The sequence below is a fragment of the Burkholderia sp. Ax-1724 genome, from assembly GCF_011752995.1.
In the GTDB taxonomy this organism is placed as follows: Bacteria; Pseudomonadota; Gammaproteobacteria; order Burkholderiales; family Burkholderiaceae; genus Paraburkholderia.
On the sequence record NZ_VWWL01000015.1, the window covers coordinates 131,478 to 156,776 of the forward strand.

22 protein-coding genes are annotated in these 25,299 nt (G+C 65.0%); 5 read left to right on the plus strand and 17 right to left on the minus strand.

Going from position 1 to position 25,299, the window contains the following annotated elements:
* Nucleotides 1-3: 3 nt before the first annotated feature.
* From F3J19_RS19015 to ilvD, 7 genes are all read right to left on the minus strand, one after another.
* Entirely contained in the window at nucleotides 4-1,401 is a 1,398-nt protein-coding gene (locus F3J19_RS19015; protein ID WP_167044294.1) for an MFS transporter, read from the minus strand.
* 143 nt (nucleotides 1,402-1,544) lie between these two features.
* A complete protein-coding gene (locus tag F3J19_RS19020) occupies nucleotides 1,545-2,846 on the minus strand; it encodes an FAD-dependent oxidoreductase (protein ID WP_167044297.1) in 1,302 nt (433 codons plus the stop codon).
* 56 nt (nucleotides 2,847-2,902) lie between these two features.
* The gene (locus F3J19_RS19025; RefSeq protein WP_167044300.1) at nucleotides 2,903-3,364 is read right to left on the minus strand and encodes a DUF126 domain-containing protein; all 462 of its coding nucleotides are present in this window, start codon (nucleotides 3,362-3,364) and stop codon (nucleotides 2,903-2,905) included.
* Nucleotides 3,361-4,647, minus strand: a complete 1,287-nt coding sequence (locus F3J19_RS19030; protein ID WP_167044303.1) for an aconitase X catalytic domain-containing protein — start codon at nucleotides 4,645-4,647, stop codon at nucleotides 3,361-3,363. The genes F3J19_RS19025 and F3J19_RS19030 overlap by 4 nt, the downstream gene beginning before the upstream one ends.
* Nucleotides 4,648-5,565, minus strand: coding sequence for a TauD/TfdA family dioxygenase (locus F3J19_RS19035; protein ID WP_167044306.1), 918 nt, complete (start codon nucleotides 5,563-5,565; stop codon nucleotides 4,648-4,650).
* Nucleotides 5,555-6,937, minus strand: a complete 1,383-nt coding sequence (locus tag F3J19_RS19040; protein WP_167044310.1) for an MFS transporter — start codon at nucleotides 6,935-6,937, stop codon at nucleotides 5,555-5,557. Before F3J19_RS19040 ends, F3J19_RS19035 begins: the two co-directional genes overlap by 11 nt.
* Nucleotide 6,938: 1 nt before the next feature.
* Nucleotides 6,939-8,654, minus strand: coding sequence for a dihydroxy-acid dehydratase (ilvD, locus tag F3J19_RS19045; RefSeq protein WP_167044313.1), 1,716 nt, complete (start codon nucleotides 8,652-8,654; stop codon nucleotides 6,939-6,941).
* An 88-nt stretch (nucleotides 8,655-8,742) separates the two neighbouring features.
* On the opposite strand from ilvD, the gene F3J19_RS19050 reads away from it, so the two are divergent.
* The 4 genes from F3J19_RS19050 (at nucleotide 8,743) to F3J19_RS19065 (ending at nucleotide 12,857) form a co-directional block, all read left to right on the plus strand.
* Nucleotides 8,743-9,705: a LysR family transcriptional regulator gene (locus tag F3J19_RS19050; RefSeq protein ID WP_167044316.1), complete on the plus strand. Its 963-nt coding sequence runs from the start codon at nucleotides 8,743-8,745 to the stop codon at nucleotides 9,703-9,705.
* 253 nt (nucleotides 9,706-9,958) lie between these two features.
* Nucleotides 9,959-10,729: a GntR family transcriptional regulator gene (locus tag F3J19_RS19055; RefSeq protein WP_167044319.1), complete on the plus strand. Its 771-nt coding sequence runs from the start codon at nucleotides 9,959-9,961 to the stop codon at nucleotides 10,727-10,729.
* A gap of 84 nt (nucleotides 10,730-10,813) precedes the next feature.
* The gene (locus tag F3J19_RS19060) at nucleotides 10,814-11,839 is read left to right on the plus strand and encodes an aromatic ring-hydroxylating dioxygenase subunit alpha (protein ID WP_167044322.1); all 1,026 of its coding nucleotides are present in this window, start codon (nucleotides 10,814-10,816) and stop codon (nucleotides 11,837-11,839) included.
* Nucleotides 11,840-11,903: 64 nt separating this feature from the next.
* Entirely contained in the window at nucleotides 11,904-12,857 is a 954-nt protein-coding gene (locus tag F3J19_RS19065; RefSeq protein WP_167044325.1) for a PDR/VanB family oxidoreductase, read from the plus strand.
* 135 nt (nucleotides 12,858-12,992) lie between these two features.
* On the opposite strand, the gene F3J19_RS19070 is transcribed toward F3J19_RS19065, so the two are convergent.
* The 8 genes from F3J19_RS19070 to F3J19_RS19105 form a co-directional block, all read right to left on the minus strand.
* The gene (locus F3J19_RS19070; protein ID WP_205193016.1) at nucleotides 12,993-14,219 is read right to left on the minus strand and encodes an aspartate aminotransferase family protein; all 1,227 of its coding nucleotides are present in this window, start codon (nucleotides 14,217-14,219) and stop codon (nucleotides 12,993-12,995) included.
* Between the two features lie 167 nt (nucleotides 14,220-14,386).
* Nucleotides 14,387-16,051, minus strand: coding sequence for a hydantoinase B/oxoprolinase family protein (locus F3J19_RS19075; protein ID WP_167044331.1), 1,665 nt, complete (start codon nucleotides 16,049-16,051; stop codon nucleotides 14,387-14,389).
* An 11-nt stretch (nucleotides 16,052-16,062) separates the two neighbouring features.
* Entirely contained in the window at nucleotides 16,063-18,099 is a 2,037-nt protein-coding gene (locus tag F3J19_RS19080; RefSeq protein WP_167044334.1) for a hydantoinase/oxoprolinase family protein, read from the minus strand.
* A gap of 165 nt (nucleotides 18,100-18,264) precedes the next feature.
* Complete coding sequence (locus tag F3J19_RS19085; protein ID WP_167044337.1) at nucleotides 18,265-18,972, minus strand: ABC transporter ATP-binding protein; 708 nt, start codon at nucleotides 18,970-18,972, stop codon at nucleotides 18,265-18,267.
* Nucleotides 18,950-19,723, minus strand: coding sequence for an ABC transporter ATP-binding protein (locus F3J19_RS19090; RefSeq protein ID WP_167044340.1), 774 nt, complete (start codon nucleotides 19,721-19,723; stop codon nucleotides 18,950-18,952). Before F3J19_RS19090 ends, F3J19_RS19085 begins: the two co-directional genes overlap by 23 nt.
* Entirely contained in the window at nucleotides 19,723-20,703 is a 981-nt protein-coding gene (locus tag F3J19_RS19095) for a branched-chain amino acid ABC transporter permease (protein WP_167044342.1), read from the minus strand. The genes F3J19_RS19090 and F3J19_RS19095 overlap by 1 nt, the downstream gene beginning before the upstream one ends.
* Entirely contained in the window at nucleotides 20,700-21,575 is an 876-nt protein-coding gene (locus tag F3J19_RS19100) for a branched-chain amino acid ABC transporter permease (RefSeq protein WP_167044345.1), read from the minus strand. The genes F3J19_RS19095 and F3J19_RS19100 overlap by 4 nt, the downstream gene beginning before the upstream one ends.
* A 67-nt stretch (nucleotides 21,576-21,642) precedes the next feature.
* Complete coding sequence (locus F3J19_RS19105; RefSeq protein WP_167044348.1) at nucleotides 21,643-22,770, minus strand: ABC transporter substrate-binding protein; 1,128 nt, start codon at nucleotides 22,768-22,770, stop codon at nucleotides 21,643-21,645.
* Between the two features lie 169 nt (nucleotides 22,771-22,939).
* Between F3J19_RS19105 and F3J19_RS19110 the strand changes: the two genes are divergently transcribed.
* Nucleotides 22,940-23,725 (plus strand): IclR family transcriptional regulator C-terminal domain-containing protein, encoded by a 786-nt coding sequence (locus F3J19_RS19110; protein ID WP_167044350.1) that lies wholly within the window; start codon nucleotides 22,940-22,942, stop codon nucleotides 23,723-23,725.
* A gap of 75 nt (nucleotides 23,726-23,800) precedes the next feature.
* On the opposite strand, the gene F3J19_RS19115 is transcribed toward F3J19_RS19110, so the two are convergent.
* Nucleotides 23,801-24,469 (minus strand): GntR family transcriptional regulator, encoded by a 669-nt coding sequence (locus F3J19_RS19115; protein WP_167044353.1) that lies wholly within the window; start codon nucleotides 24,467-24,469, stop codon nucleotides 23,801-23,803.
* Nucleotides 24,470-24,569: 100 nt separating this feature from the next.
* On the minus strand, nucleotides 24,570-25,292 hold the full coding sequence (locus F3J19_RS19120) for a 2,3-bisphosphoglycerate-dependent phosphoglycerate mutase (protein WP_167044356.1): 723 nt from the start codon (nucleotides 25,290-25,292) through the stop codon (nucleotides 24,570-24,572).
* Nucleotides 25,293-25,299 lie beyond the last annotated feature (7 nt).

Genomic DNA, 25,299 nt, shown 5'->3' on the forward strand with positions numbered 1-25,299 from the left:
GTCCTACCGTTTCGCCGCGGCGCCGGCAGCCGGCAACGGTGCATCGGTGGACATGACGTCGTCCTCGATACCGCCGGGCCGGTACATGCGGCCGAGCACGAACATCAGCACCGCGACACTTACGACCGGCAGCGCTGCGACATGAAACAGATCGCGCACCGGCAGATGTCCGGCCAGCAGCATGCCGCCGATCATCGGACCGGAGATCGAGCCGATCTTCGCCACGCCGATCGCGGTGCCGGTGCCTTTCGAGCGGAAGCTGGTCGGGTAGACGATCGACGCGACCGCGTTGAGCCCGGCCTGGGTTCCAGCCACGCAGAAGCCCACGCCGAACACGGCGGCGGTCAGCAAACCCATCTTCAGATCCATGCCGAGCGCCGCGACGAGCGGAAAGCCGATCAACGGCAGGCAGGTGACGAGCCGCACGCCATGCCGGTCGATGAAGCGCATCAGCACGAGACCGCCGAGTGTGCCGCCGACCGAGAACAATGTCGTCATCAGCGCGGCGCGATGCGCATCGACGCCGGTCGCCTCGATCAGCACCGGCAACCAGTTTTGCAGGAAGAACAGCGCCATCGAGTTGGCGATGTACGCGAGCCACAGTGCCGTCGTCACGTAGCGCAAGCGGCCCGCGAACAGCATGCGCGGCGAGAATTTCTCGACGCGGCGCTCGTCGGTCACGACGAAATGCGCGTCGGACGGCAGTGCGAGTTCCGGCCTGAGGCGCGCGGCGGTCGCCGCGATGCCGTCGCGAGACCAGCCCTTCAGCACCTGGTAGCGCAGCGACTCGGGCATCACGAACCACAGCAGGGCCGCGACGACGAGCGGCGCGACGCCACCGACCACGAATACCGCCGGCCAGCCGTAATGCGGCACGAGCCACACCGCGACGCCACCGCCGAAGCCCGCGCCGAGCGTGTAGCCGGTGAACATCAGCGTGACCCAGGTTGCGCGCAGCCGCTTCGGTGCGAACTCAGAGACGAGCACGAACGCGTTCGGCACCGCGCCGCCGATGCCGATGCCCGCCACGAAGCGCAGCCACAGCAACGGGTCGACGCTGGACGCCCACACGGTCGCGAGCGTGGCGACGCCGTACCAGCATGCGCCGAACAGGATCGCGCGCTTGCGGCCGATGCGATCCCCGACGTAGCCGAACACGATCGAGCCGATCATGATGCCGAAAATATTGGCACCGAACACGGGCCCGAGCACGCTGCGCTCGATGTGCCACGCGCGGATCAGCGACGGCGCGGCGAACGCCAGCGCGCTCAGTTCGTAGCCGTCGGTCAGCATCACGAGCCATGTCGATGCAATTAGCAGGACTGCGAACCAGCCGACCTTCTGTTCGTCGATCAGACGCGACACGTCAAGTGTGCGCGCCTCGGGCAAGGTTTGAATCATTGTCTCCTCCAGGAAGTTCCGCATTGACCGCCGGGCAGTGCCCGACGCGTCATGGGGTTCCGGTCATGCAGTGAGTGGACTCGCGGGAACGGGGGCTTGTCGCGCACCTCTGTCGGATTCCCGCGATACGGGCAAGCCGTGCGTCAGTCCTTCAGATGCGGCGGATCGATACGGTCGACGTTGTCGGAGAGCCGCTCGCGCAGCGCGCCGCGATCGATCTGCTGAACGCTGCCGCCGTCCGCGAGATCGAACGCATGCGCGGCCGCCGCGCCCATCGCGATACACGGCCCCATCACGCGCACGCTCGACAGCGCGCTCGCGTCGGCGTCGATACAGCGGCCGACCGCGATCAGATTGTCCGCGCCCTTCACGACGAGACTGCCGAACGGTACGGTATGCAGATGGTCGTCGCCGAACGGCTTCCATTCGTAGCCTTCGGCGCGGTCGTGCAATTCGATCGGCCACGACGTGCGCGCGACGGCGTCGGGAAACTGCTTCGCGGTAATCACGTCTTCCGAGGTCAACTGCTGCTCGCCGACGATCCAGCGCGTCTGCCGGATACCCGGCAAACCGTAGCTGCGGATGTGCGCATTGCGATAGATGTGCGGATACTCGCTGCGCAGGAACTCGAACGCGCGGTCCGCCTGGTCGCGCCCGACGAGCGCGGTGTGCGACGCCGCCATCGGTTCGAGCGGCGTCTCGATGTGCGTCATGTTGGCAATGCCGATGTTGCGGCCGCGGAAATAGAACACGAGACCGTCCTTGCGCTCCAGCCCGTACTCGTTCGCCTTCGCCTCGACGCGTTCGCGGAAAGCGGTCGGGGTCGGCAGATCGGTTTCGTCGAGGTTTTCCAGCACGATCATCTGCGTGCCGCGAATCGGCGTGTCCGGCTCCTGGCAGTCGAAGCCGGCGAGCCACGTGAGCGCCGCGTCGCCGCTCGCGTCAACGAAGCCTTTCGCCGCGATGCGCACGTCGCCGTAGCGCGTCGCCACATCGAGCTCGCTCACCCGCCGGCCGTCGCGCGTCACGTCGCGCAGTACCGCGCCGAGCACGACGGTGATGCCGGCGTCGAGTATCTTCTGTTCGATCCAGCGCGCGAGCGCGACTTCGTCGTACAGCACGACGGTCGTCAGAGGTCCTTCCTTATAGTGCAGCGCGCCCTTCTCGCCGAGATCGCGCAGGATGCCGTCCGCGATGCCGTGCGTGACCTGAAAGCGCTTCGGTCCGTTCGAGAACAGTCCGCAGAACGTGCCGATGATCGAGTTGACCGCCTGGCCGCCGAGCGCGGGCAGGCTGTCCACCAGCACGACCTTGCGGCCGAGTGCCGCCGCTTCGAGTGCGGCCGAGGTGCCGGCAATACCCGCGCCGACGATGCACACGTCCGCGTCGAGTTTCCAGCTCGTCGATTGCCCGCTGCGGCGGACGATACGAGTACCAGTCTTCACAACATTTTCTCCATTAAAACAATGTCAGGTGCGCGCGGATGTCCCGCGCGACAAGCTCAGGCGCGACCGCGCTTCAGCACTTCGACGACACCACGGTCGGCATCGACGCGGACCCAGTCGCCCGTTTCGATCACGTCGAGCGGATCGACGTCGAAGTCGGTCAGCGAGGGCGCATGGCTGACCACCGCGCCGAGCGCGATCTTCGTGGTCATTTCGTTGAACAGCATCGCCGCCGGCGCGGTGCCGGCGATCCGTGCGATATGGAACTGGCTCGACCAGCCCGACGAGCCCTTCGCGCCCGGAAACACGAGCACCTTGTTCGCGAAGCTCTGTCCGCGCAGTTCGTGGCGCGTCTCGATGATCGTGCCGGTGCGCGGGTCGATGCCGCCCCAGCCGGAGATGCGATCGCGCGTCACCAGCGCTTCGCCCTCGATACAGCCGCCGACCACCTTGCGGCCATGCAGCACGATGGCCGCGTCCGCTGCGCCCGCCGTCGTGTCGTCGTTCTTCGCGTTCATGCGGTAAGCCCTCCTTGCCAGCGGCCCGTCACTGCGGCCTCGATGCAGTCGGCCGTGGTGCCGAACCATGCCTGTACGCCCATGATCGCGGGCAGATAATGCGCCTGCTTCGCCGAGTCGAGCGCGACGACGCGCGTGCCCTTGGGCATCACGCGGCCGATCGCCGAGCACGTATCGGTCATCAGCACGCCGCCCGCGTCCTCGATCAGCTTCGTGTAGCCGGCCTGGTCGGCGAGTTGCCGTGTCGCGCGCGCGGTGAAGATCCATAGCTCGGTGTTCGCGCCGATGCGCCGGCCTTCCAGCAGTTGGCACACTTCCCAGATCTGCTCGATCGAATAGTGCGGACAGCCAAGCATCACGAAATCGACCTGCGCATCCTTCGCGGTGGTGTTCACGCGTTCGTACGCGAGACGCCGCTCGGCCGCGCCATAGCGGATCGTCTCGACCGGCCGGCGGCCACGGAACGCTTCGTCGCGCGTGCGCGCCTCCGGCGTCTGACCGACGATGTGATACATCTCGACACCGCCGGACGATGCCGCCGCCGCGCCGAAGTGCTTGAGCTTCGGCAGGTTCGGCACGTCGCGCAGCCCGTCGATTACCGGAATGCGGTCCTGCACGACTTCGCCGACGTAGTAGCCGAGCAGCCCCCAGTCCTGCACCGTCTTCACCTCGATATCGAGCTCGATCAGATGCGTGCCGCCGCGGTTCTCGTCGAGGTGCAGACCCCAGTAAGGAATCTTGCCGGTCAGCATCGCGGCGCCCGTGCTCTCGCGGCCTTCCGCGTTCGTGCGCGCGCCGAGCACCGCGTTGATGTAGATCACCGCCGACGACTCCATCCACGCGCAATGCTCGCCGCGCACCGGCACGTTGCCGGCCAGATACGGCGCGCAGGTATTGAGCGGCTGGATGCCGAGGCGCCCCGTGTAGGCTTCGCCCTGGCGATAGAGCTTGACGATCTGGCTATCTATCCCCTGGCGCTGCGCATGCTCCGGGTCGAGCCCCTGCTGCAAATGGCTGCTGAACACCTTCGCCTTCGGCACCTCGACGACATCCGGGCTGTCGAGATTGAATTCGGAAAACACCGCGTCGAGGCCGCCGTGCTGCGCCGCGTAATCGCGCAGGAACGGCATCGTCGCGCCGACCGTGCCGCATACGTTGTTGGTGTCCACCAGCCGTGGCGCACCGAGCGCTTCGCCATAGCGCACGAGCAGATCCATCGCGCGCTGCACGGCCGGGCCGTCGCGGCCGTCGAGCATCGCCTGTTCGTCGTCGTTCAGCTTCATTTACCGCGCTCCGTGTGCAGGTTCGGGTTGAGCCGTGTTCGGCCCGGCGTGGCGATCCACGTCGATCGTCGTCGCGCGCCGCAGTTCGCGGCGCACCGACAGGTCGTAGCGGCGGCCTCGATGCAGCGTGCAGCGGTTGTCCCAGATCACGAGGTCGCCGGGCTGCCACTGATGCGCGTACACGAAGCGGCGCGCGGTCGCATGTTCGAGCAGGTCCGCCAGCAACATGCGTCCTTCGGCGATCGTGCGATCGACGACATGCGTCGTATGCGCGCCGATAAACAGATGCCGGCGGCCCGACCCCGCGTGCTCGCGAACGATCGGCCAGCGCACCGGCGGCAACGCGTTGCGCTGTTCTTCGGTGTACTCGGTATCGCCGAGCAGGAAGCGCGAGTACAGCGCGTAGTGCTCCGCTTCGAGCCCGTCGAGGTCCCGCTGGTCGCGCGGATCGAGCGCGTCCCACGCGGCACGCATGTCCGCGTACTCGGTCTCGCCGCCCCACTCGGGCACCACGACCGCATACAGCATCGAATAGCGCGCAGCCGGCTGCTGGAACGAACTGTCGCTGTGCCATAGCTGGTTCGCCAGGTTGCCGACGATGCGCCGATGCGCGCGGTCCGCAACCTGTCCGGACTCGTCGATGTTCGAGATGTCGGCCAGCTCCTGGTAGGCGAGCCGCGCATGCGGACGGGCCACGCGCTTGAAGCCGAGATCGAGCGGCCCGAGCGCGCCCGCGAACGCAAGCTGCTGTTCCTGCGTGAGCGGCTGCCCGCGGAACACGAGCACCGCGTAGTGGTTCATGGCCGCGTCGATCGCGCAGGCGACGTCTTCGGCGACCGGCCCGGCGAGATCGACGCCTCGCGCGAGACCGGCGAAATCCGGACGCGCGGCGTCAATGGGAACGACTTCAAGCGACATGGGCTGCTCCTGATTGAGTGTTGTCCGGCGCGGCGTCGTCGCGACGACGATGCAGGCGGCCGAGGACGAAGGCGAGTGCCGCGACGAGCGCGACCGGCGCCGCGCCGAAGAAGAACAGTTGCTCGACGGGCAGATGCGCGGCCATCAACATGCCGCCGATCACCGGCCCCGCGATGGCACCGATCTTCTGGATGCCGACCGCCGAACCGGTGCCTTTCGCGCGCAGCGCGGTCGGATAGACGAGCGCGGCAACGGCGTTCAGGCCGAACTGCGTGCCGACCACCGTGAAGCCCGTGAGAAACACGGCCGCGACGAGCATCGGCCCCGGCAAGCCGGTGCCGAGCAGCGCGACGAGCGGCGTACCGACCAGCGGCAGCACGGTGATGATGATCGCGCCGCGCGTGTCGACGAAGCGCATCAGCGCGAGACCACCCAGCGTGCCGCCGAGCTGGAACATCGCCGATACGAGAGCCGCCTGTTGCGGCGCTAGACCGACGCTTTCGATCAGCACCGGCAGCCAGCTGCTAAGGAAAAACAGCGCCATCGAGTTGGCGATGTACACGGCCCACAACACCGGCGTCAGCGCACGCAGCCGGCCCGCGAACAGGAGCCGCAGCGAGCCGTCGCGGGCATCGCCATGCGCGTCACCCTGCGAACCGCCGCCGGTCGCGAAGCGCGCTTGCGGCTCGACGACGAAACCCGGCGAGATCCGCGCAACGATTCGCGCGACTTCGGCATGCCGGCCCTTCAGCGTCAGGAAGCGGATCGACTCCGGCACCGCAAACCACAGCATCGCGCTCGTCACGAGCGGCGCGATGCCGCCGATCACGAACACCACCTGCCAGCCGAACTTCGGCACGAGCCACGCGGATACGAGACCACCGACGCTACTGCCGATCGTGTAGCCGGTGTACATCAGCGTGACCCACGTCGCGCGCCAGCGCTTCGGCGCGAACTCGGTGGTGTACGCGATCGCGTTCGGCACGACGCCGCCGATGCCGATGCCTGCGAGAAAGCGCAGCACGAGCAACTGTTCGAGCCCCGTCGCGCGCGACGCCGCAAGCGTGAACACTGCGAGCACGACGCTGCCGATGATGATCGTGCGCTTGCGGCCGATCACGTCGCCGAGATAGCCGAGTGCGAACGCGCCAATCATCGTGCCGAACACGAACGCGCCGAACACCGGGCCGAGCACGCCGTGCCCGAGATGCCACGCGCGGCTGAGCGCCGGCGCCGCGAACGCCATCGCGGCGAGGTCGTAGCCCTCGGTCATCATCATCACGCCCATCGCGACGATCAGCAGTACCCCGAAGCGATGGGTCTGCTGCCGCTCGATGACCGTACCGATGTCGATTACGGTTTCGGCGCCCATCTCAACGCTCCCGCGCCGGCCGGTCCGCGCCGAGCACCGCGCCTTGCGGCATCGTGCCGACCGTCGCGCGATAGATCTTCAGCCAGCCGGTGTCGTTGACGGGCGCGGGGCGCTGCCACGCGGCGCGGCGGCGCGCCACTTCGGCTTCGTCCACCTGCAGATTGCAAACGCGCCGCTCGAGGTCGATCTCGACCGTGTCGCCGTCCTCCACGAGCGCGAGCGGCCCGCCGGTCGCCGCTTCCGGCGAGACCTCGGCCACCACCAGCCCCTTGCAGACGAGACCGGACAGGTGTCCGTCGGTCAGCATGGCAACCTGTTCGGACAGGCCCGCGCCATCGATCGCGAAGACGACGCGCGAGGCGCCGCCGCCCATCGCCGGGCCGCCGCACACGCCCGCGCCGCGCATCACGACGACGTTGCCCGGCTGGATGCGGCCGTCCTTGATCGCCGCAATCGCGTCGTCGGAAGTCGAGTAGCACAGTGCCTTGCCGGTGAACGTACGCTGCTTGTCCGGCGAAATGCCGAATTTGACGATGCCGGCCTGCGGTGCGAGATTGCCGCGCACGAGCACGATGGCCGGATGATTGGCGAACGCGCGCTCAGGCGTGCGAATCACTTCGTCGTCGGCAATCCAGACATCCTGCAGGTTGTCCTTGACCGTGCGCCCCGTCACGGTCAAGGCGCCGGTGTCGAGCCATGCTTCGAGCCGCTTCATCACGCCGCGACCGCCGCCGGCCGCTTCCAGTTGCTCGATCGTGTGCGAGCCGACCGGACGCACGCCGGTCAGCACCGGAATCTGGGCGGCAAATTCCTCGAACAGCGCATACACGTCGACGTCGATCCCGCCTTCGGCCGCGACCGCCTGCATATGTTTCACCGTGTTGATCGAACCGCCGACGGCCAACACCGTCTTCACCGCGTTCGCGAACGCGCCGCGCGTGAGGATATCGCGCGGCTTCAGGTCGTCGCGCACCATCTCGACGATGCGCGCGCCGGCTTCGCGCACGAAGGCGAACATCTTTTCGCTGTTGGCGGCCACCGGCGTGCTGCCCGGCAGCGACATACCGAGCGCCTCGCTCACCATATGCATCGAATTCGCGGTGCCGAGTCCCGAGCACACGCCGGGGCCGCGAATCGCGTTCTGGCTCATGCCGATGAGGTCCTCGACCGGAAGCTTGCCGGTCAGCGTGTGCATCGCGCCGACGAACACGTCTTCGATATCGACGTGCTCGCCCCGATATTCGCCGCTCGGCTGATAGCCGCACGCAACGACGATGGTCGGTATGTTCAGCCGCGCGGCGGCCATCAACTGACCCGGCACTGTTTTGTCGCACGAGGCGAGGCACACCATGCCGTCGAGTTGCGCGCCTTCTACGGCCACTTCGATGTCGTTCGTGACGAGGTCGCGGGCAGCCAGCATGTATGCGCCGCGCGCGCCGGCACCGGTAATGAAGTCGCTCGGCGCGGCCGTGCGGATTTCGAACGGCAAGGCCCCCGCCGCGCGAATCGCCTCTTTCAGCTGCGCGGCAATGCCGTCGAGGTGGCTGAAGCACGTCGCGAGTTCCGACGACGAATTGACGATGGCGATCTTCGGCTTGTCGAGGTCCTCTTCGCTGATGCCGAGATTGCGCCACTGGGCGGCGCGTACCGCGCCGAGATAGGAACCACGGGGGAAATTGCTGCGCAACGGGCGTTGCGGCTTCTGTTCTTCAGACATGGTGTCTCACTCCTTTAGTTTGGAAACGATGTTAAAAACGGCGATAAAATCCGTCAATTATGTAACGTCGATAGGGATCATCCAAACTATGGATATTCGTCAGGTCGATCTGAATCTGCTGAAGGTGTTCGATGCGCTGCTGAAGAAGCGCCATGTGACGCAGGCCGGTGTGAGCATCGGCTTGAGCCAGCCGGCAATGAGCTATGCGTTGTCGAAACTGCGCGAACTGTTCGGGGACCCGCTCTTCGTGCGTACCGGGCGCGGCATGGAACCCACGCCCCGCGCGCAGGCGCTCGGCGATCCGGTGGCGCGGCTGCTCGATCTCGTGCAGACCGAGATTCTTCCGGCCCCTGAATTCCGGCCCGCGGAGTCGTCGCGCAATTTCGTGCTGTGCATGTCCGATATCGGCGAGATGGTGTTTCTGCCGCGTCTGCAAAGCTTTCTCGCCAGAACCGCGCCGCACGTGAGCATCAAGACCGTCGCGCTCAGCATGCCGGAGCTCGAGGAAGGCCTCGCGAGCGGCGAAGTCGATCTCGCGATCGGCTACTTCCCGGGGCTCAAGAGCGAGGCGCTCAAGCGCAAGGCGCTGTACCGGCACTCCTACGTGTGCATCGCCCGCGACGATCACCCCGAGATTGGCGACACGCTATCGCTCGATCAATACCGCAACGCCGCGCACGTGATCGTCCATCCCGAGGGCCGCGAGCAGGACGTGCTCGAACGCGCTCACGAACGCCTCGGCATTCGCATCAACGTGCGCTTCAGCGTGCCGCGCTTCATCGGCGTGCCGTTCATCGTGGCCGGGTCGGACATGATCGCGGCCGTCCCTCAGGCGGTCGGTCGGCGTTTCGCGGAGTTCGTGAACGTCAAGCTGTTGCCGCTGCCGTTCCCCGCGCCCAAGTACGACCTCTATCTGTACTGGCATCCGCGCTTTCATCACGAGCCGGCCAACCGCTGGGCCCGCAACGCGATGAGCGAACTCATCAAGGGACCGATGCAGCACGAACCGCTGCCGAATACGAAACGGATGCACCTGAGCGCGGGGCTATAGCGCGCGCCGGCTGGCGCAGCGCGGCTCGCGCGATCGTCTTTCGAGCCGCGTGGAAATACGATGCGCGATCTTTAATCGTCTTACGTTGTACACAATTTATGTTTTGTCGCTCACAAAATCTCGTGGTTTACCCGTAATTCCCCCTGCTATGTTTTGAAAATAGCGCCTCGATGTATACACTCTGTATCCATCGAGCGAGGCAGCCGAGCCATTTCCTGAATCGGCCCGCCCGCGCAACCCTTCCGGACATGCCATGCCCGACATCGAAAATTCCACCGTCGACAGCAAATCCGCCGCCTCGGCATCGCAAACCGTGCGCGCCCTTCTCGGCTTGAGAGAACTGATTCTCGGCGGCGACCTGAGCCCGGGAGAACGCATCTCCGAACTCTGGGTCGTCGAGCGCCTCGGCGTGTCGCGCACGCCCGTGAGGGCCGGGCTGATCCGGTTGCAGGAAGAAGGTCTGGTCGAGCCGATCCCGTCCGGCGGCTTTGCGGTACGCTCGTTCAGCGAATACGAAATCCGCGATTCGATCGAACTGCGCGGCACGCTCGAAGGACTCGCGGCCAGGCTCGCGGCCGAGCGCGGCATCTCGCATACGATGTTTCGCGACCTCAACGATTGCGTCGACGAAATCGACGCCTTGCTGGTCGGCGAACTTTCCGAAGAAACCTTTTCGCGCTACGTGGAAGCGAACGCGAACTTCCATCGGCTCCTCGCCAGCGCGTCGGGCAGTCAGGTCGTGCAGCGCCAGATCGAAAAAGCGTCGACCTTGCCGTTCGCGTCGGCGAGCGCCTTCGTCGTCGTGCAGTCGCTGGACCCGCGCGCGCGCGAAACGCTGGTCGTCGCCCAGGCCCAGCATCGCGCGGTGCTCTCGGCAATCGAGAATCGCGAAGGTGCGCGCGCCGAAGCGTTGATGCGCGAGCACGCGCGAATCGCGCACGAGAACCTGAACCGCGTGCTCGAAAACCAGCGCGCGTTATCGCGCCTGATCGGCGGGAATCTGATCCGCCGCGGCACACGCTAGATCCCGGACCGCGCACGCGGTCACCCCACCGCCTGACCTATCCCATAGACACAGGGCGCCGCGATGCGCCATGGAGGAGAGAACATGTTTCCCAAAAACGCGTGGTACGTTGCCTGCACGCCCGATGAAATCGACGGCAAGCCGCTCGGCCGGCAGATTTGCGGCGAGCGCATGGTGTTCTATCGCTCGGCGGACGGCTCCGTGGCCGCGCTCGAAGACTTCTGCCCGCACCGCGGCGCGCCGCTGTCGCTCGGCAGCGTGCGCGACGGCCTGCTCGTGTGCGGCTACCACGGTCTCACCATGGGCGCGAACGGCAAGTGCGTGAGCATGCCGTGTCAGCGTGTCGGCGGCATTCCGTCGGTGCGCGTGTTCCCGACCGTCGAACGATACGGCTTTATCTGGGTCTGGCCCGGCGACGCCGGCAAGGCGGACCCCGCGACGATCCATCATCTCGACTGGGCGGAGAATCCCGCGTGGGCTTATGGCGGCGGGCTCTATCACATCGACTGCGATTACCGCCTGATGATCGACAACCTGATGGACCTGACGCACGAAACCTACGTGCACGCGACGAGCATCGGCCAGCCTGAGATCGAGGAAGCCCCGCCCGCCACGAAGGTCGACGGCGACACCGTCACGACGAGCCGCTTCATGGAGAACATCGCGCCGCCGCCGTTCTGGGCCGCCGCGCTGCGCGGCAACGGCCTCGCCGACGACGTGCCGTGCGATCGCTGGCAGATCTGCCACTTCACGCCGCCGAGCCACGTGATGATCGAAGTCGGCGTTGCGCATGCCGGCCACGGCGGTTATGACGCGAACTCCGAGCACAAGGTGTCGAGCATCGTGGTCGACTTCATCACGCCGGAAACCGAAACGTCGATCTGGTATTTCTGGGGCATGGCGCGCAATTTCGCCGTCAACGACACGGCACTGACCGAGACGATCCGCACGGGCCAGGGCCGCATCTTCTCGGAAGACCTCGAAATTCTCGAGGCGCAGCAGCGCAACCTGTCGCGCTGGCCGGAGCGGCCGATCATGAAGCTCAACATCGATGCAGGCGGCGTGCAGTCGCGCCGTGTGCTGGATCGAATCCTGCAGCAGGAATGCTAACTCGAGGTTGCGAGCGAGGCGGCCGCACGGCCGCCGTGAACGCCTCACCGTTATTCGAAGCGCCATGAAAGCCATCATTACACGCAAGCTGCCCCTCGCCACCGACATCTGCCTGTTCGAACTGTCGTCCGCCGATAGCGAGCCGCTGCCGCCGTTCTCGGCCGGCGCGCATATCGACGTGCACGTCGACGGTTTTACGCGCCAGTATTCGCTGTGCAACAGCCCCGCCGAACGCGGGGTGTATCAGATCGGCGTGCTGCGCGATCCCGCCTCGCGCGGCGGGTCCATCGCGATGCATGCCTACGCCGCCGGCGCCACGCTCGAGATCAGCGAGCCGCGCAATCACTTTCCGCTCGACGCGCATGCAAAGCACACCATTCTGCTGGCCGGCGGCATCGGCATCACGCCGATTCTGTGCATGGCGATGGAGCTTCTCGACACCGGCCGCTCGTTCGAACTGCACTACTGCACACGCGAGCCCGCGCGCGCGGCATTCCTCGATCGCCTCGCGCAAGCCGGACTGAAAGAGCATTCGCACCTGTACTTCGATAGCGACACGGCCGAGCAACGGATCGACCTTCAAGCCGTGCTTGCCCAGCCGGACCAGGACACGCATGTGTACGTATGCGGCCCGGCCGGATTCATCGACGCAGTGCTCGGCGCGGCGACGAACGCAGGCTGGCCCGCCGCGAACCTGCATCGCGAATACTTCGGCGCGAGGCAGGAGGTCGAGGGTAGCAGCGACAGCAATGTGGCGTTCCAGGTGTCGCTCGCGAGTTCCGGCAAGCTGGTGGAGGTTCCCGCGGGCACGACCGTCGTCGAGGCTTTGCGCACGTGCGGCATCGAGGTGCCCGTATCGTGCGAGCAAGGTGTGTGCGGGACGTGTCTGACTCGCGTGCTGGCCGGAGAGCCGGATCATCGCGATGTCTATCTGACCGATGAGGAGCGCGCGGCAAACGATCAGTTTTTGCCGTGTTGTTCGCGCTCGAAAACGCCGGTGCTGGTTATCGATCTCTGAGTTCGGCGCGGCAGAGGAAATTTCTGCCGTTAGTGTTAATAAGGAGTTCGTTGCGATCTTACGTGTTAGCACCGACACTTCGGGCGAATCCTGCCGATCCGCCCGTCACCGTCTTCGCCCTACGTGGAACCGTGCTTACATCAGGCTTGCCACATCCTGAACCGCACCGTCCATGGCCGCGACGATTTCGGCAACGTCACTGTCCGTCATCGGCGTGGACAGCGCCATCAGGCCATAACTCGCGGCCATGACACCCCGGTTCAACAGCGAGAGATTGAAAGCATTCAACCGCTGAGCCTCGGTCGTGTCGGGAAGCGCGCTGCGATAGTCGGAGACTTCCCGCGCGGTCAAATGCACCTTCAGCAGCGAACCGCACCCGACGACACTCCCCGGTACGCCATGCCGGCGCAACGAAGCCCGCATCCCATCCCGCACCGCATCGCCGATCGCGTCGAGACGGGCGAACGCTTCCCGATCGAGCAGCTTCATCGCCGCAAGGCCCGCGCGCATCGTCATCGGATTCGCCGAGAACGTGCCCCCGTGCGGTAACGCCGGCTTGCCGCGCAGCGGGCTGAACACGTCCATGACGTCGCGCCTTCCGCCCACCGCGCCGACCGGAAACCCGCCGCCGATGACCTTGCCCATCGCCGTCAGATCCGCCTCGACGTTCCAGAACGGTTGCGCGCCGTGATAGCCGATGCGCAACGTAATCACTTCGTCGAAAACCAGTAGCGCGCCGACCTTGGTGCTCGCCTCGCGCAGCGCGCGAATATAATCGCTCGTTGCGGGAACGAGACCCGCGCGATTAGGCATCGGGTCGACCAGCACGCACGCGAGTTCGTCGCCATGCTGTTCGATCAGACGTCGCGCCCCTTCGGGATCGTTGAACGGCAGGACGATCACGTCATTGGTCACACCGCGCGGCGTTCCCGCGGCGTACGCGACCGAAGCGGGCTGCACGCCGCCCCAGTTTTCCGGCGTCGGATCGAGGCTGACTTCCGAGTAATCGTAAGAGCCATGGTAAGCACCTTCCACCTTGGCGATCTTTGCGCGGCCCGTGTAGGCGCGCGCCGCCTTGAGCGCATTCATCACCGCTTCCGTGCCCGAATTCATGAACCGCACGGTTTCGACTGATGCAATGCGCTCGCAGAGCAACTCGGCCAGTTCGATCTCCGATTCGGTCGGCATGCCGAATGCAGTGCCGAGTTCGAGCTGCTCCTGTATCGCCGCCTTGATCGCGGGATGTCCATAGCCGTGAATCTGCGACGTGAAATTGTTGATGCAGTCGATGCGGACAACACCGTCTGCATCCCACACGCGACACCCCTCGCCGCGCACGGCATACACGGGATGCGGCTTCATGAAAACCGTCGTGCGGGTATTGCCGCCCGGCAGAGAACGTTGTGCCCGTTCGAACAGGGCGCGTGATGCGGACGAATCGGCTGGATATGTCATGATTTGATGGATCTGATTGCGTGACGTAAGAAGAAAATGCGACGCGCGCGACCTGCTGTGCGCCGCGCTCCGGGTTACGAAAACAGCGCTTCGGCCAGTTCGCGCGTGTAATAGCCGAGTTCGATATCGGCCTCGAGCGCATCGTGCGCGCGCTCGCCGGGATTGCCGAAGCCGCCGCCGCCCGGCGTGAACACCTCGACGATATCGCCCGCCTTCAGCACGATGCCCTGATCCTTGCTGACGTGAGGCGGCTCATACGGCTCGCCGTCGCGATAGATGACGATGCGCGTCTTGCCGCCGTCCTTGCCGCCGCGCGCGCCCGGCGGCCCGAACCGGCCGTGGTCCATCACCATCGACGCCTTCGCCGTGCCGCGCAGCAGACGCAGGCGGAAATGAATCCCCATGCCGCCGCGATACGTGCCCGCGCCGCCCGATCCTTCATGAATCGCATATTGCTCGAACAGTATCGGATAATTCTGCTCCAGAATTTCCACGGGCTGCGACTTCGAAATGCCGATGGTCGAGCAGCCGTTCGTCAATCCGTCGCCGCCTGAATAGCCGCCATAGCCGCCGCCCGAAATCGCATACATCACGTACGAGCGGTTGCGTTCGGGATCGTGGCCGCCAATCGCGAGATTCGCCGTCGTGCCGGCCGGCGCCGCGAACAGCAGATCGGGCAGCGCATCGACCAGCGCATGAAACACGGCCTCGGCGATGCGCTGGCTCACTTCGGCCGCGCAGCCGGATACCGGGCGTGGATATTGCGCGTCGAGAAACGTGCCGACCGGATCGAGCACCTCGATCGGCGCGAACGTTCCCGCGTTGATCGGCACGTCCGGAAAGATGTGCTTCATCGCGAGGTACACCGATGCCTTGGTGGTCGCCAGCACGCTGTTCATCGGCCCCTGGCACGGCGGACTCGATTGCGACAGATCGAACGTCAGCGAGTCGCCCCGTTTGGTGACCGTGAGATCGATGACGAGCGGCTCGTCGACCACGCCGTCCGAATCGAGATACGAGCGGCCGCGATATTCGCCGTCCGGAATCTGCCGGATGCAATCGCGCATCTGTGCCTCGGAGCGATCGTTGAGCGCCGCGATTGCCGCTTCTATCGTGTCCTTGCCGTAACGATCGAGCATTTGCGTCAGACGTTCCGCGCCGATCGTCAGCGCCGCGGCCTGGGCCTTGATGTCGCCGATCCGCTGCTCGGCAATGCGGATGTTCGACATGATGATCGACAGCAGCTCCTCATCGAGCTGACCTTCCTTGAAGAGCTTGACGGGCGGCAAGCGCAGGCCTTCCTGCTCGATCTCCGTCGCGTGCGCGGAAAAGCCGCCCGGCACCATGCCGCCGATGTCGGGCCAGTGGCCGGTATTCGCGAGCCACGCGAACAGTTCGCCACGATAGAAGAACGGCATTGTGAAACGCACGTCCATCAGGTGCGTGCCGCCCATATACGGATCGTTGATGACGAAGATGTCGCCTTCGCGAATCTCCTTCGCACGCCGGATGACTTCCTGCGTCGAGAACTGCATCGTGCCGACGAAAATCGGCAGACCGTAATCGCCTTGTGCAATCAGGCGCCCCGTCTCGCGATCGTAAATGCCGTTCGAGCGGTCCTGCGATTCCGAAATCACCGGCGAAAACGCGGCGCGGCAGAACGCCAGATCCATTTCGTTGCAGACCTGCTGCAACCCGCTTTGAATAACGCTGAGGGTGACCGAATCGATGGTCTTCATAAGAGCCTCTTTTATCCAGCAACTTTCACGATGAGATTGCCCGCGCTATCGAGTTTCGCGGTATTGCCCGGTTCGAGCACGGTGGTCGAATCGAGCTGCTCGACGATTGCGGGGCCCGCGAATTCGCATTCGGGCAGGCGTTCGCGGCGAAAGACCGGTGTGTCGTGCCAGCCGCCCTGCTCGAACCACACCGGCCGGATGCCGACTCGCGCATCGGCAAGCGACGCTACGGGCTCGGCTTTCGCGAGCGTGCCGAGGTCCGGCACGTAGCGCTTCGCGACGATGCTGGTGTTTAGCGATACCAGTACCGGCCGCAGTTCGGACAGCTTGACCTTGAAGCGCTGCCAGTACGCTTTTTCGAACGCTGCGGCCAGCGCGGCGCGCGTCGCCTGCTCGCGGAGAATGTCGACGACCAGCAGATGGCTTTGCCCCTGGAACTGCATTTCCGCCGTGTAGCGCAACTCGATGTCGAACACGGCGATGCCGCTTTTCTCGATACGCTGGCGCCCTTCCGCGGTCTGGTGCGCGAGGCTGGCTTCGAGATCGGCGTCGTCGATGAGACCCAGCGGTTTGTTGAACGACTGCACCAGATCGTGACGCACATCGGCGACGAGGCAGCCGAGCGCATTGGTCAAACCCGGTCGCACCGGAATCAGCACGGTCGGGATACCGAGCTCGCGCGCAAGCGCCGTCGAATGCAGCGGCCCCGCGCCGCCGAAACCGAACAGCGCGAAATCGCGCGGATCGTAACCGCGCGCGAGACTGACGAGCCGGATCGCATTCGCCATATTCTGATTGCCGACGCGCAGAATCGCCGCCGCCGCGTCATGCACGCTCAGACCGAGCGGCTCCGCGACTTCCTTGCGAATACAGTCGGCGACGAAATCCATCGACACCTTGTTGTCGACGCTCAGGAGCTTGTCGGGATTCAGACGGCCGAGAACGAGATTGGCGTCGGTGATGGTCGGCAACGTGCCGCCCCGTCCATAGCAGATCGGGCCCGGCATCGAGCCCGCGCTTTCCGGCCCGACCTTGAGGATGCCGCCCGCGTTCACGCGCGCAATCGAGCCGCCGCCCGCGCCGACCGTATGCACGTCGACCATCGGCACATGGATCGGCATCGCATATTCGAGTTCGAGTTCGCTCGAGACTTTCGGCACGCCCCCTTCGATCAACGCCACGTCGGACGAAGTGCCGCCCATGTCGTAAGTAATCAGGTTCGGAAAGCCGCACACGCGCGACACGTGCGCGGCGGCCATCACGCCGGATGCGGGTCCGGACATCACCGTGTTGACGGCCGTGCGGCTTACCGCGCGGGCCGGCACCGTGCCGCCGTTGCCTTGCATCACGAGCAGATCGGTGCCGAAGCCCGCGTTCTGCAATTCGTCCTGAAGCCGCCGCACATAGCGGTCGAGAATCGGCTGAACCGAGGCGTTGACCGCGCCCGCCGTACCTCGCTCGTACTCGCGAAACTCCGCCGTGATCTGATGGGCCGCCGTTACATATTCGTTGGGCCAATGCTCGGCGGCCAGTTCGAGCGCGCGCTGTTCATGCCCGGGATTCGAATAGGCATGCAGAAAGTGGATCAGCAGCGACTCGGCGCCCTGCTCGACGAGTCGATTCATGGCCTCGATAAACTGCCGCTCGTCGAGCGGCGTCACCACGTTGCCCGATGCATCGCAGCGTTCGTCGACTTCGACACGCAGGTTACGCGCGACGAGCGGCACGAAGTTGCCGCGCAGACCGTATGCGGTCGGGCGCGTGCGGCGCCCGAGTTCGAGCACGTCGCGAAAGCCGCGCGTCGTAATCAGGCCGACTTTCGCCAGCTTGCGCTCCAGTACCGCATTGGTCGTCGTGGTCGTGCCGTGCACGATGCTGCCGATGGTGTCGAGCGCGACACCGGTCTGTTCGAGCGCCTGCAATACGCCACGCGCCTGATTGTCCAGCGTGCTCGGCACCTTGGCGAGCCGCACGTCGCCCGTGCTGTCGTCGATGAGCACGAGATCGGTGAACGTACCCCCCACATCGATTCCGACCGTAGTCGTCATTACGTTTACTCCAGGATGAATGACTTGATGAATGTCCGTTACGGCATGCCCGAGCTCGCGGACCCCGCTTCGCCGATATTTATTAGCCATCCGTAATATTTACCGGATGGTTCGCCCTTTTCTCATCGGGCGAACCGGCGCTATCGCCGGTTCGCCGCGCCGTTGCTATTTGCCGAGGTAGGCCTCGCGAATGCGCGGATTGTTCGCCAGCTCCTTCGACGAACCGGCAATCGCAATGCTGCCGTTCTCCAGCGCATAGGCGCGCGCCGCCACCTTGAGCGCGAGCACCGTGTTCTGTTCGACGATCACCATGCTCAGGCCTTTGCGGTTGATCGCGCCGATCCGCGCGTAGACGTCTTCCGCGAGACGCGGGGCGAGGCCGAGCGACGGCTCGTCGAGCATCAGCAGACGCGGGCGCGACATCAGTGCCCGGCCGATCGCGAGCATCTGCTGCTCGCCGCCCGACAGCGACCAGCCGAGTTGCGTGCGCCGTTCGGCAAGGCGCGGGAACAGGTCGTGGACCCATTCGAGATCCTCGGCAATTTCCGCCTTCGTCGAGCGATGCGCGGTCGCGCCGACCAGCAGGTTCTCGATCACCGTGAGACCGGGGAAAATACGGCGCCCTTCAGGCACATGCGCGATGCCGAGCCGCACGCGCGCTTCCGGCGTGCGTGCGCCGAGTTCGCCGCCCTGATACTGGACGCTGCCCGATTTCAGCGGCACCAGCCCGGAGATCGCGCGCAGCAGCGTCGTTTTGCCCGCGCCGTTCGCACCGATCAGCGCAATCGCCTCGCCTTCGCGCACTTCGATATCCACGCCGCGCAGCGCGCTGATGTCGCCGTACGCGACCTTAATCTGGTTGCACTTCAACATGTTCGTAACCGGTTCCCAAGTACGCTTCGAGCACGCGAGGATCGCGCTGGATTTCGGCGGGCGTGCCCTCGGCGAGTTTTTGCCCGAAATTCAGCACGACGATCCGCTCGGCCAGGCGCATGACCATGCTCATGTTGTGCTCGATCAGCAGGATCGTCAGGTCGTGATCGGCTCGCAATTGCCTGAGCCGCGTCATCAGCGCCTCGACCTCGCCGAGATTGAGACCTGCGGCGGGCTCGTCGAGCAGCAGCAAACGCGGACGGCCCGCCAGCACCTTGGCCATTTCGACGAGACGGCGATTGCCGTAGGACAGCGAATCGATGCTGCGCGTGGCGAGCGACGCGAGTCCGAAGCGTTCGAGCATCTGCAGCGCGGCGTCGCGCCACGCCGCTTCCGCGTGACGGCGCGACGCGAACGAACCGGCCGGCGCCGGCGCGATAGCCGCGCCGAGCATCACGTTCTCGACCACGCTCAGGCGCCGGAACAGCTTGCCGTTCTGGAAGATGCGTCCCACCCCGCCACGCACGATGATGTCGGGCCGCATCCCCGTGATGTCCTTGCCGTCGAACGCGACGCGTCCCGCACTCGGCTTGTAGAGACCGGTGAGCGCGTTGAGCAGCGTGCTCTTGCCCGCGCCGTTCGGCCCGATCACCGCGAGCAGTTCCCCCGTGTCGATCCGCAGATCGACGTCGGCGAGCGCCTTCAGGCCGCCGAACGTCACGCCCAAACCATTGGCTTCGAGTAGCGGCATTATTTTTCCTCCGCGATCGGATCGAGCCGTGGCGAGCGCTGACGGCGTCGGAACACGGGCAGCCGCGCGAGACTGACGAGGCCGTCGGGCAAAACGATCAGGACGACCAGCACCAGCACGCCGAAGATCAGCAGATACGCGTTGCCGGCGCCGCGCAGCAACTCGGGCAGCAACGTGACGCCCACCGCGCCGATCACCGCGCCGACGATCGAGCCCGCGCCGCCGACCACCAGCATCGACAGATAGAGAATCGATTGCACATACGAGAAGTCGTCCGGCGAAACGAAGCGGTTGTGGACCGCGAAGAGGCATCCGGATACGCCGGCAAACGCACCGCCTATCGCAAACGCCGCGGCCTTCGCGCGCGTGACGGCGATGCCGCTCATGCCGGCCGCCATCTCGTCGTCGTTCACAGCGATCATGCTGCGGCCCAGGTGACTCGTGCGGACGGCTTGCGTCAGCGCACACAGCGCAACCAGCACGACGGTGGCAAACAGGTACAGTCTCGCGTCGGTGTCGAGCGCGAACGATCCGAGCGTTAGCGAGGGAATGCTGGCGATGCCGTCCGTGCCGCCCGTCAGGCTGGTCCAGTTCGACACGACGATGCCGAAGCTGACGTTCAGCCCCAGCGTCGCGAGCGCGAGATAGTGACCTTTCAGACGCAGCAGTACGATGCCCACGACATAGGCGAACGCGCCGCACAGCGCCACACCGGCCATGCTCGCGAGCCATGGACTCCAGCCCGTCTGGGTGGTCAGCACAGCCACCGTGTACGCGCCAATGCCGATGAACGCCGCCTGCCCGAGCGAAATCAGACCTGCATAACCGAACACCAGATTCAGGCCGAGCACGGCGATCGATGCGATGGCGGCCGTGGACAACAGCCGCACCATATAGTCGGAACAGAACGCCGGCAGCGCGAGCGCCACGGCCAGCGCGACGCCAACCGGTACAGCCGACAGAAAGCGTGAGCGGTTCATCCGCGATCTCCAATTCTTTCGCCGAAGATGCCCTGAGGACGCACCAGCAGGAAGGCGATCATCACGCCGAAGGCCAACAGGTCCTTGTAGGTCGACGTGAGATACGAGGCGCCGAGAATCTCCACGAGACCGACGAAGAGTCCGCCGAGAATCGCGCCCTGCACGCTGCCGAAGCCGCCGATCACCGTCGCCGCGAACGCTTTGAGCGCCACCGGTTCTCCCATGTTGACGTCGGCAAACCACATGGGGCCGACCAGCAGGCCCGCAAACGCCGAACACGCAGCCGCTAGCACCCAGGTGACGATCAGCGTCAGCGTGACCGGCAAGCCGATCAGACGCGCCGCTTCGCTATCCTGAGCGATTGCGCGCATCGAGCGACCGATACCGGTGCGATACAGCAGCGCGTACAGCGCCGCGATCAGGAGCGCGGTGATCACGATGGTGGCGAGCGCGTGCATGCTGATCGCCGCGCCCGCAATCGATATCACGGTGTCGCCGAACGGGGACGGCAGGCGCGCGGGCCACGGTCCCCAGATCAGCAGCGCCGCGTTCTGCATGACGATGCCGATTGCCACCGTGCCGATGATGACCGAGACGACGGGCCTCTTGCGCAACGGCAGATGCACGCCGAGAAAGAACAGCACGCCGAACAGCGCCATGCCGATCACCGCGGCGAGATAGCCGAGCGCGATCGGAAAATGCGCCTGCACAATGGCCGCGACGCCGAAGAACGTGCCGAGCATGACGAACTGGCCCGCAGCGAAATTCACGACGCCCGTCGCCGAATAGACGATGACGAAGCCGAGCGCGGCAAGCGCATAGACGCTGCCGAGCGCGACGCCGTTCACCAGGAGTTGAAGAAGCTGTTGCATGATCCGGGTCCGCGGGACAGGGAAACGCGCGTGAACGCGGCGAATGGAAATGGCGCCTCGCTCGGCATCACTTGCTCGTGATCTGCTGGATCAGTTGCATGTCCTTGGTGCCGGGTGCGAACTTCACGATCGACACGTCATGCACGCCGTTGCCCGCGGCATCGAACGTATAGATGTGCGCCACGCCCTTGAAGTCCTTCAACGTGCGCAGATAGTCGCGCACCTTGACCGGATCGGTGCCGACTGTGCGCATCGCCTGCGCCATCATCATCGCGCCGTCGTAATAGGCGGCGGCATACGGATCGGCGTCCACGCCGTAGGCGGCCTTGAACCGCTTGAGGAACGATTGCGCCGCGGGCTGCGAGGTCAGCATCGCATCGACGACGCCGTAGACGCCTTGCAGATCGTCAGGCGAAATCAGTTGCATCGCGGCCGGCACGAACGCGGCCGACGACGAAACGACCGGCGTCTTGAGGCCGAGCAGCTTGATCTGATGCAGCAGCAACGCGCCGTCCTGCGGATAGACGAACAGGAGGATCGAATCGGCACCCTTGTTCTTCAGGGACAGGATCTGCGCGGACATGTCCTTGTCGTTCTGGCCATAGGCTTCGGCGCCCACCACCGTAATCCCCGCTGCCGCAAATGCCTTCTGCGCGGCCTTCGCGCCGCCCTGGCCGAAGTCGTTCTGGATGTAGAGGATGCCGGGTTTCGTCGAGTGCAACTGTTCGTGCGCGTAACGCGCCATCGCCTCGGCCGTCAGGCCGTCGCTCGGACGGATGCGGAACATCCACGGGTTCTTCTGCTCCGCGACGATGTCGGCACCGCCCGCGTACATGGCCGGACGCTGCGCCTTCAGCACTTCCGGGCCGACCGCGACGTTCTGCGTGCTGTAACTCGTCAGGAATACGAAATCGGGCTTCTGCTCCTGCACGACCTTGATGAACGCGTTGATCGCAGTGCCGTTCGACGCCTGCGCATCCTGGAACGACAGGCCGACCTTGCGACCATTGATACCGCCGCCCGCGTTGATGTCCTGCTCCGCCAGCTTGAGCGCATCGACATAGCCCTTGCCCGTCAGGGACAATGCTCCCGTCATCGGCGCTGTCACGCCGACGGGTATCTGCTGGGCCCATGCCGCGCAAGGTGAAACGGCTGCGCCAGCGGTGAGCCATGCACAGGCGATACGAAGTGACATTGCGCGCTTCAGGTACGTGATCATCGTTGGATCTCCAAGGGCTAGCGATTTATTGCAGTGTCTCGATTTTCGAAATATAGTTTCGATTTACGATTCATGGTGCGTGGCCAAATAAGCGTTGTCAAGCCAGGCAACGCCCTTTAATCCATCAAAAATCAGGAAGAACGACATGCCGGGTCTGGACGACGCCCCCCCGCTCGAGCGCTACATGCGCATCCTTGAATTGCTGGCCGGCTTTCCGGACGGTCTATCGCTGTCGGAAATCACGGCCATGCTGGGCTTGCCGAAACCGAGCGGTCACCGGCTGCTCAAGTCGATGCTGGAATGCCGGCTGGTGGAGACGAGAAAAGGGGGGGCGACGAGCTATCTGGTCGGCGCGCGGATGCGCCGCCTCATCTACGCCACGACGAAGAATGCGTGGCTGGACTCCGTGGTGCGAGGCTATCTGCGCGAACTCGTGCAGGAGACGGGCGAAACGGCCTACATCACGAAACTGGAGCACGGTGTGGTCCGCTCCATCCTCACGGAAGCACCGGACACGCCATGGCGCGGTTATGTGCTGCCCGGCAGCGAGATGCACGTCTTCAATGCCGCGACGGCTAAAGCCATCGCCGCCTATCAGGATGCCGAAACGGTTGAGCACCTTCTCGCCCAGCCGCTCACGCAAAGGACGAGCAAGACCAAGAGCGAAAAATCGGAAGTGATGGCGGATCTGGAGAACGTGCGTGCACGGGGATACGCAACGTGCCTGGGCGAGGTCGACGAGGGACTGGCGGCCATCGGCGTCCCCCTGATGCTCGGACGCGGCGAGGTCATTTTCAGCCTCGGCATTACGGGGCCCTATCGCCGGGTGGTGGACCAGGGAATCGAAAAGCTGGCTGAAACAATGAAGCGATACGCGGCGGAGATGTCGGCGGCGATTACCGTGGGGTTTGAAAAGCAGCGGGAGAGTTGAGGCAGGGCCCGGAGAACGACTCTCATCGCTTCGGATCATGGCGCACAACAGCTGCACCACGCGGATGCGCAGACGCTACTCGGTGTCTTCCAGCATCCGCTGCGCTGCCTTCTCGGCATTCGCTACGTGCAGCCGCGCAAGCTCCTGGGCCGCATCGGCGTCGCGTGCCTTCAGCGCCTTATAAAGCTTGTCGATTTCGCGCAGACTATTGGGCAGCCGGTCCGGATTCATCAACGACGTCGTACGCAGCAGATTGATGCGCGAATAAAGACTGTTAAGGACTTCCCTGACGAGCGTGTTGCCGCAGTTATCGAGCAGCACGCCATAGAGTGCCGTCTTCGCGCGCAGCACGCCGTCCTGGTTCTGCGCGACAGCTTCCGCGCGCAGCTCCTTCGCGACCTCGCCAAAGCGCGCGATTGCATCGTCGCTGGCAAGGCGGGCGAACTCATGCGCGGCGAAACCTTCGAGCAGACCACGCAGCGCGTACAGCTCGCTGGCTTCGTGTTTCGACATGACGGCGACGATCGGCCCCTTGTGCGGCACGTTGCGCACGAGCTTTTCGGCTTCGAGCCTGCGCAGCGCCTCACGCACCGACGTACGGCTCACGCCGAGCGTCTCGCACAATTCCCGTTCGATAAGGCGCGCACCAGGTGCGAAACGCCCGCTTACAATCGCTTGCCGAAGCACATTTTCCACCTGATGACGCAGCGTCTCAGGCCTCACCAGGTCCATGTCTGTTAGCATTATTGTATTCCCGTCCGACAAAATTCAGCCTCCATGATACTTCACCGGTATCGTGACGGACAGCATCCATAGCCCATCACGGCGAGAAACGGCATGCCTTTCAGCGGGTCGGGAGCAGCGCGCCGAGCGGCATGCGCGAACAGATCTCAAGCGCGGCGTCGAACCTCATCACGAGCGGTTCGGCATGCGCGACCTCGACCTGCGCGATCGCGTCATCGCCAATCTGGTCGAGCTGCTTGAACAGTGCGCGCAACGAGTTGCCGTGACCGACCATCAGCACCGACTGCCCACGCACGAGTGCCGGCGCGACGCAGTCGTCCCACAGCGGCAGCACGCGATGCAGCGTATCGCGCAGGCTCTCGGTGCGCGGCAGCGCAGCGGGCGCGGGCATCGCGTCATCGCACAGCGCGCCCACCAGCTTCGCATGCGCGACGGCATCGAGCGGCGGCGGCGCAAGGTCGAAACCGCGCCGCCATTGCCGCACGCATTGCGCGCCATACGCGAGCGCTGCCTCATCTTTTTCCATGCCGGTCAGCGCCCCGTAGTGCCGATCGTTCAGCCGCCACGAGCGAATCGTTTTCGACACCGGCCGGTCGAACGTGTGCAACGCGTGCGTGAGCGTATCGGTGGCTCGTGATAATGCCGACGTAACCGCAAGGTCGAAGTGCAGACCCGCAGCGCGCAACTGCTCACCGACGCGCTGGGCATCCGTCACGCCCTGCGCGGAGAGTCCGACGTCACTCCAGCCGGTGAAGCGGTTCGCGCGATTCCATACCGATTGGCCGTGTCGCAATACGACAAGCGTGGCGGATTGACTGCTCATGGGGAGC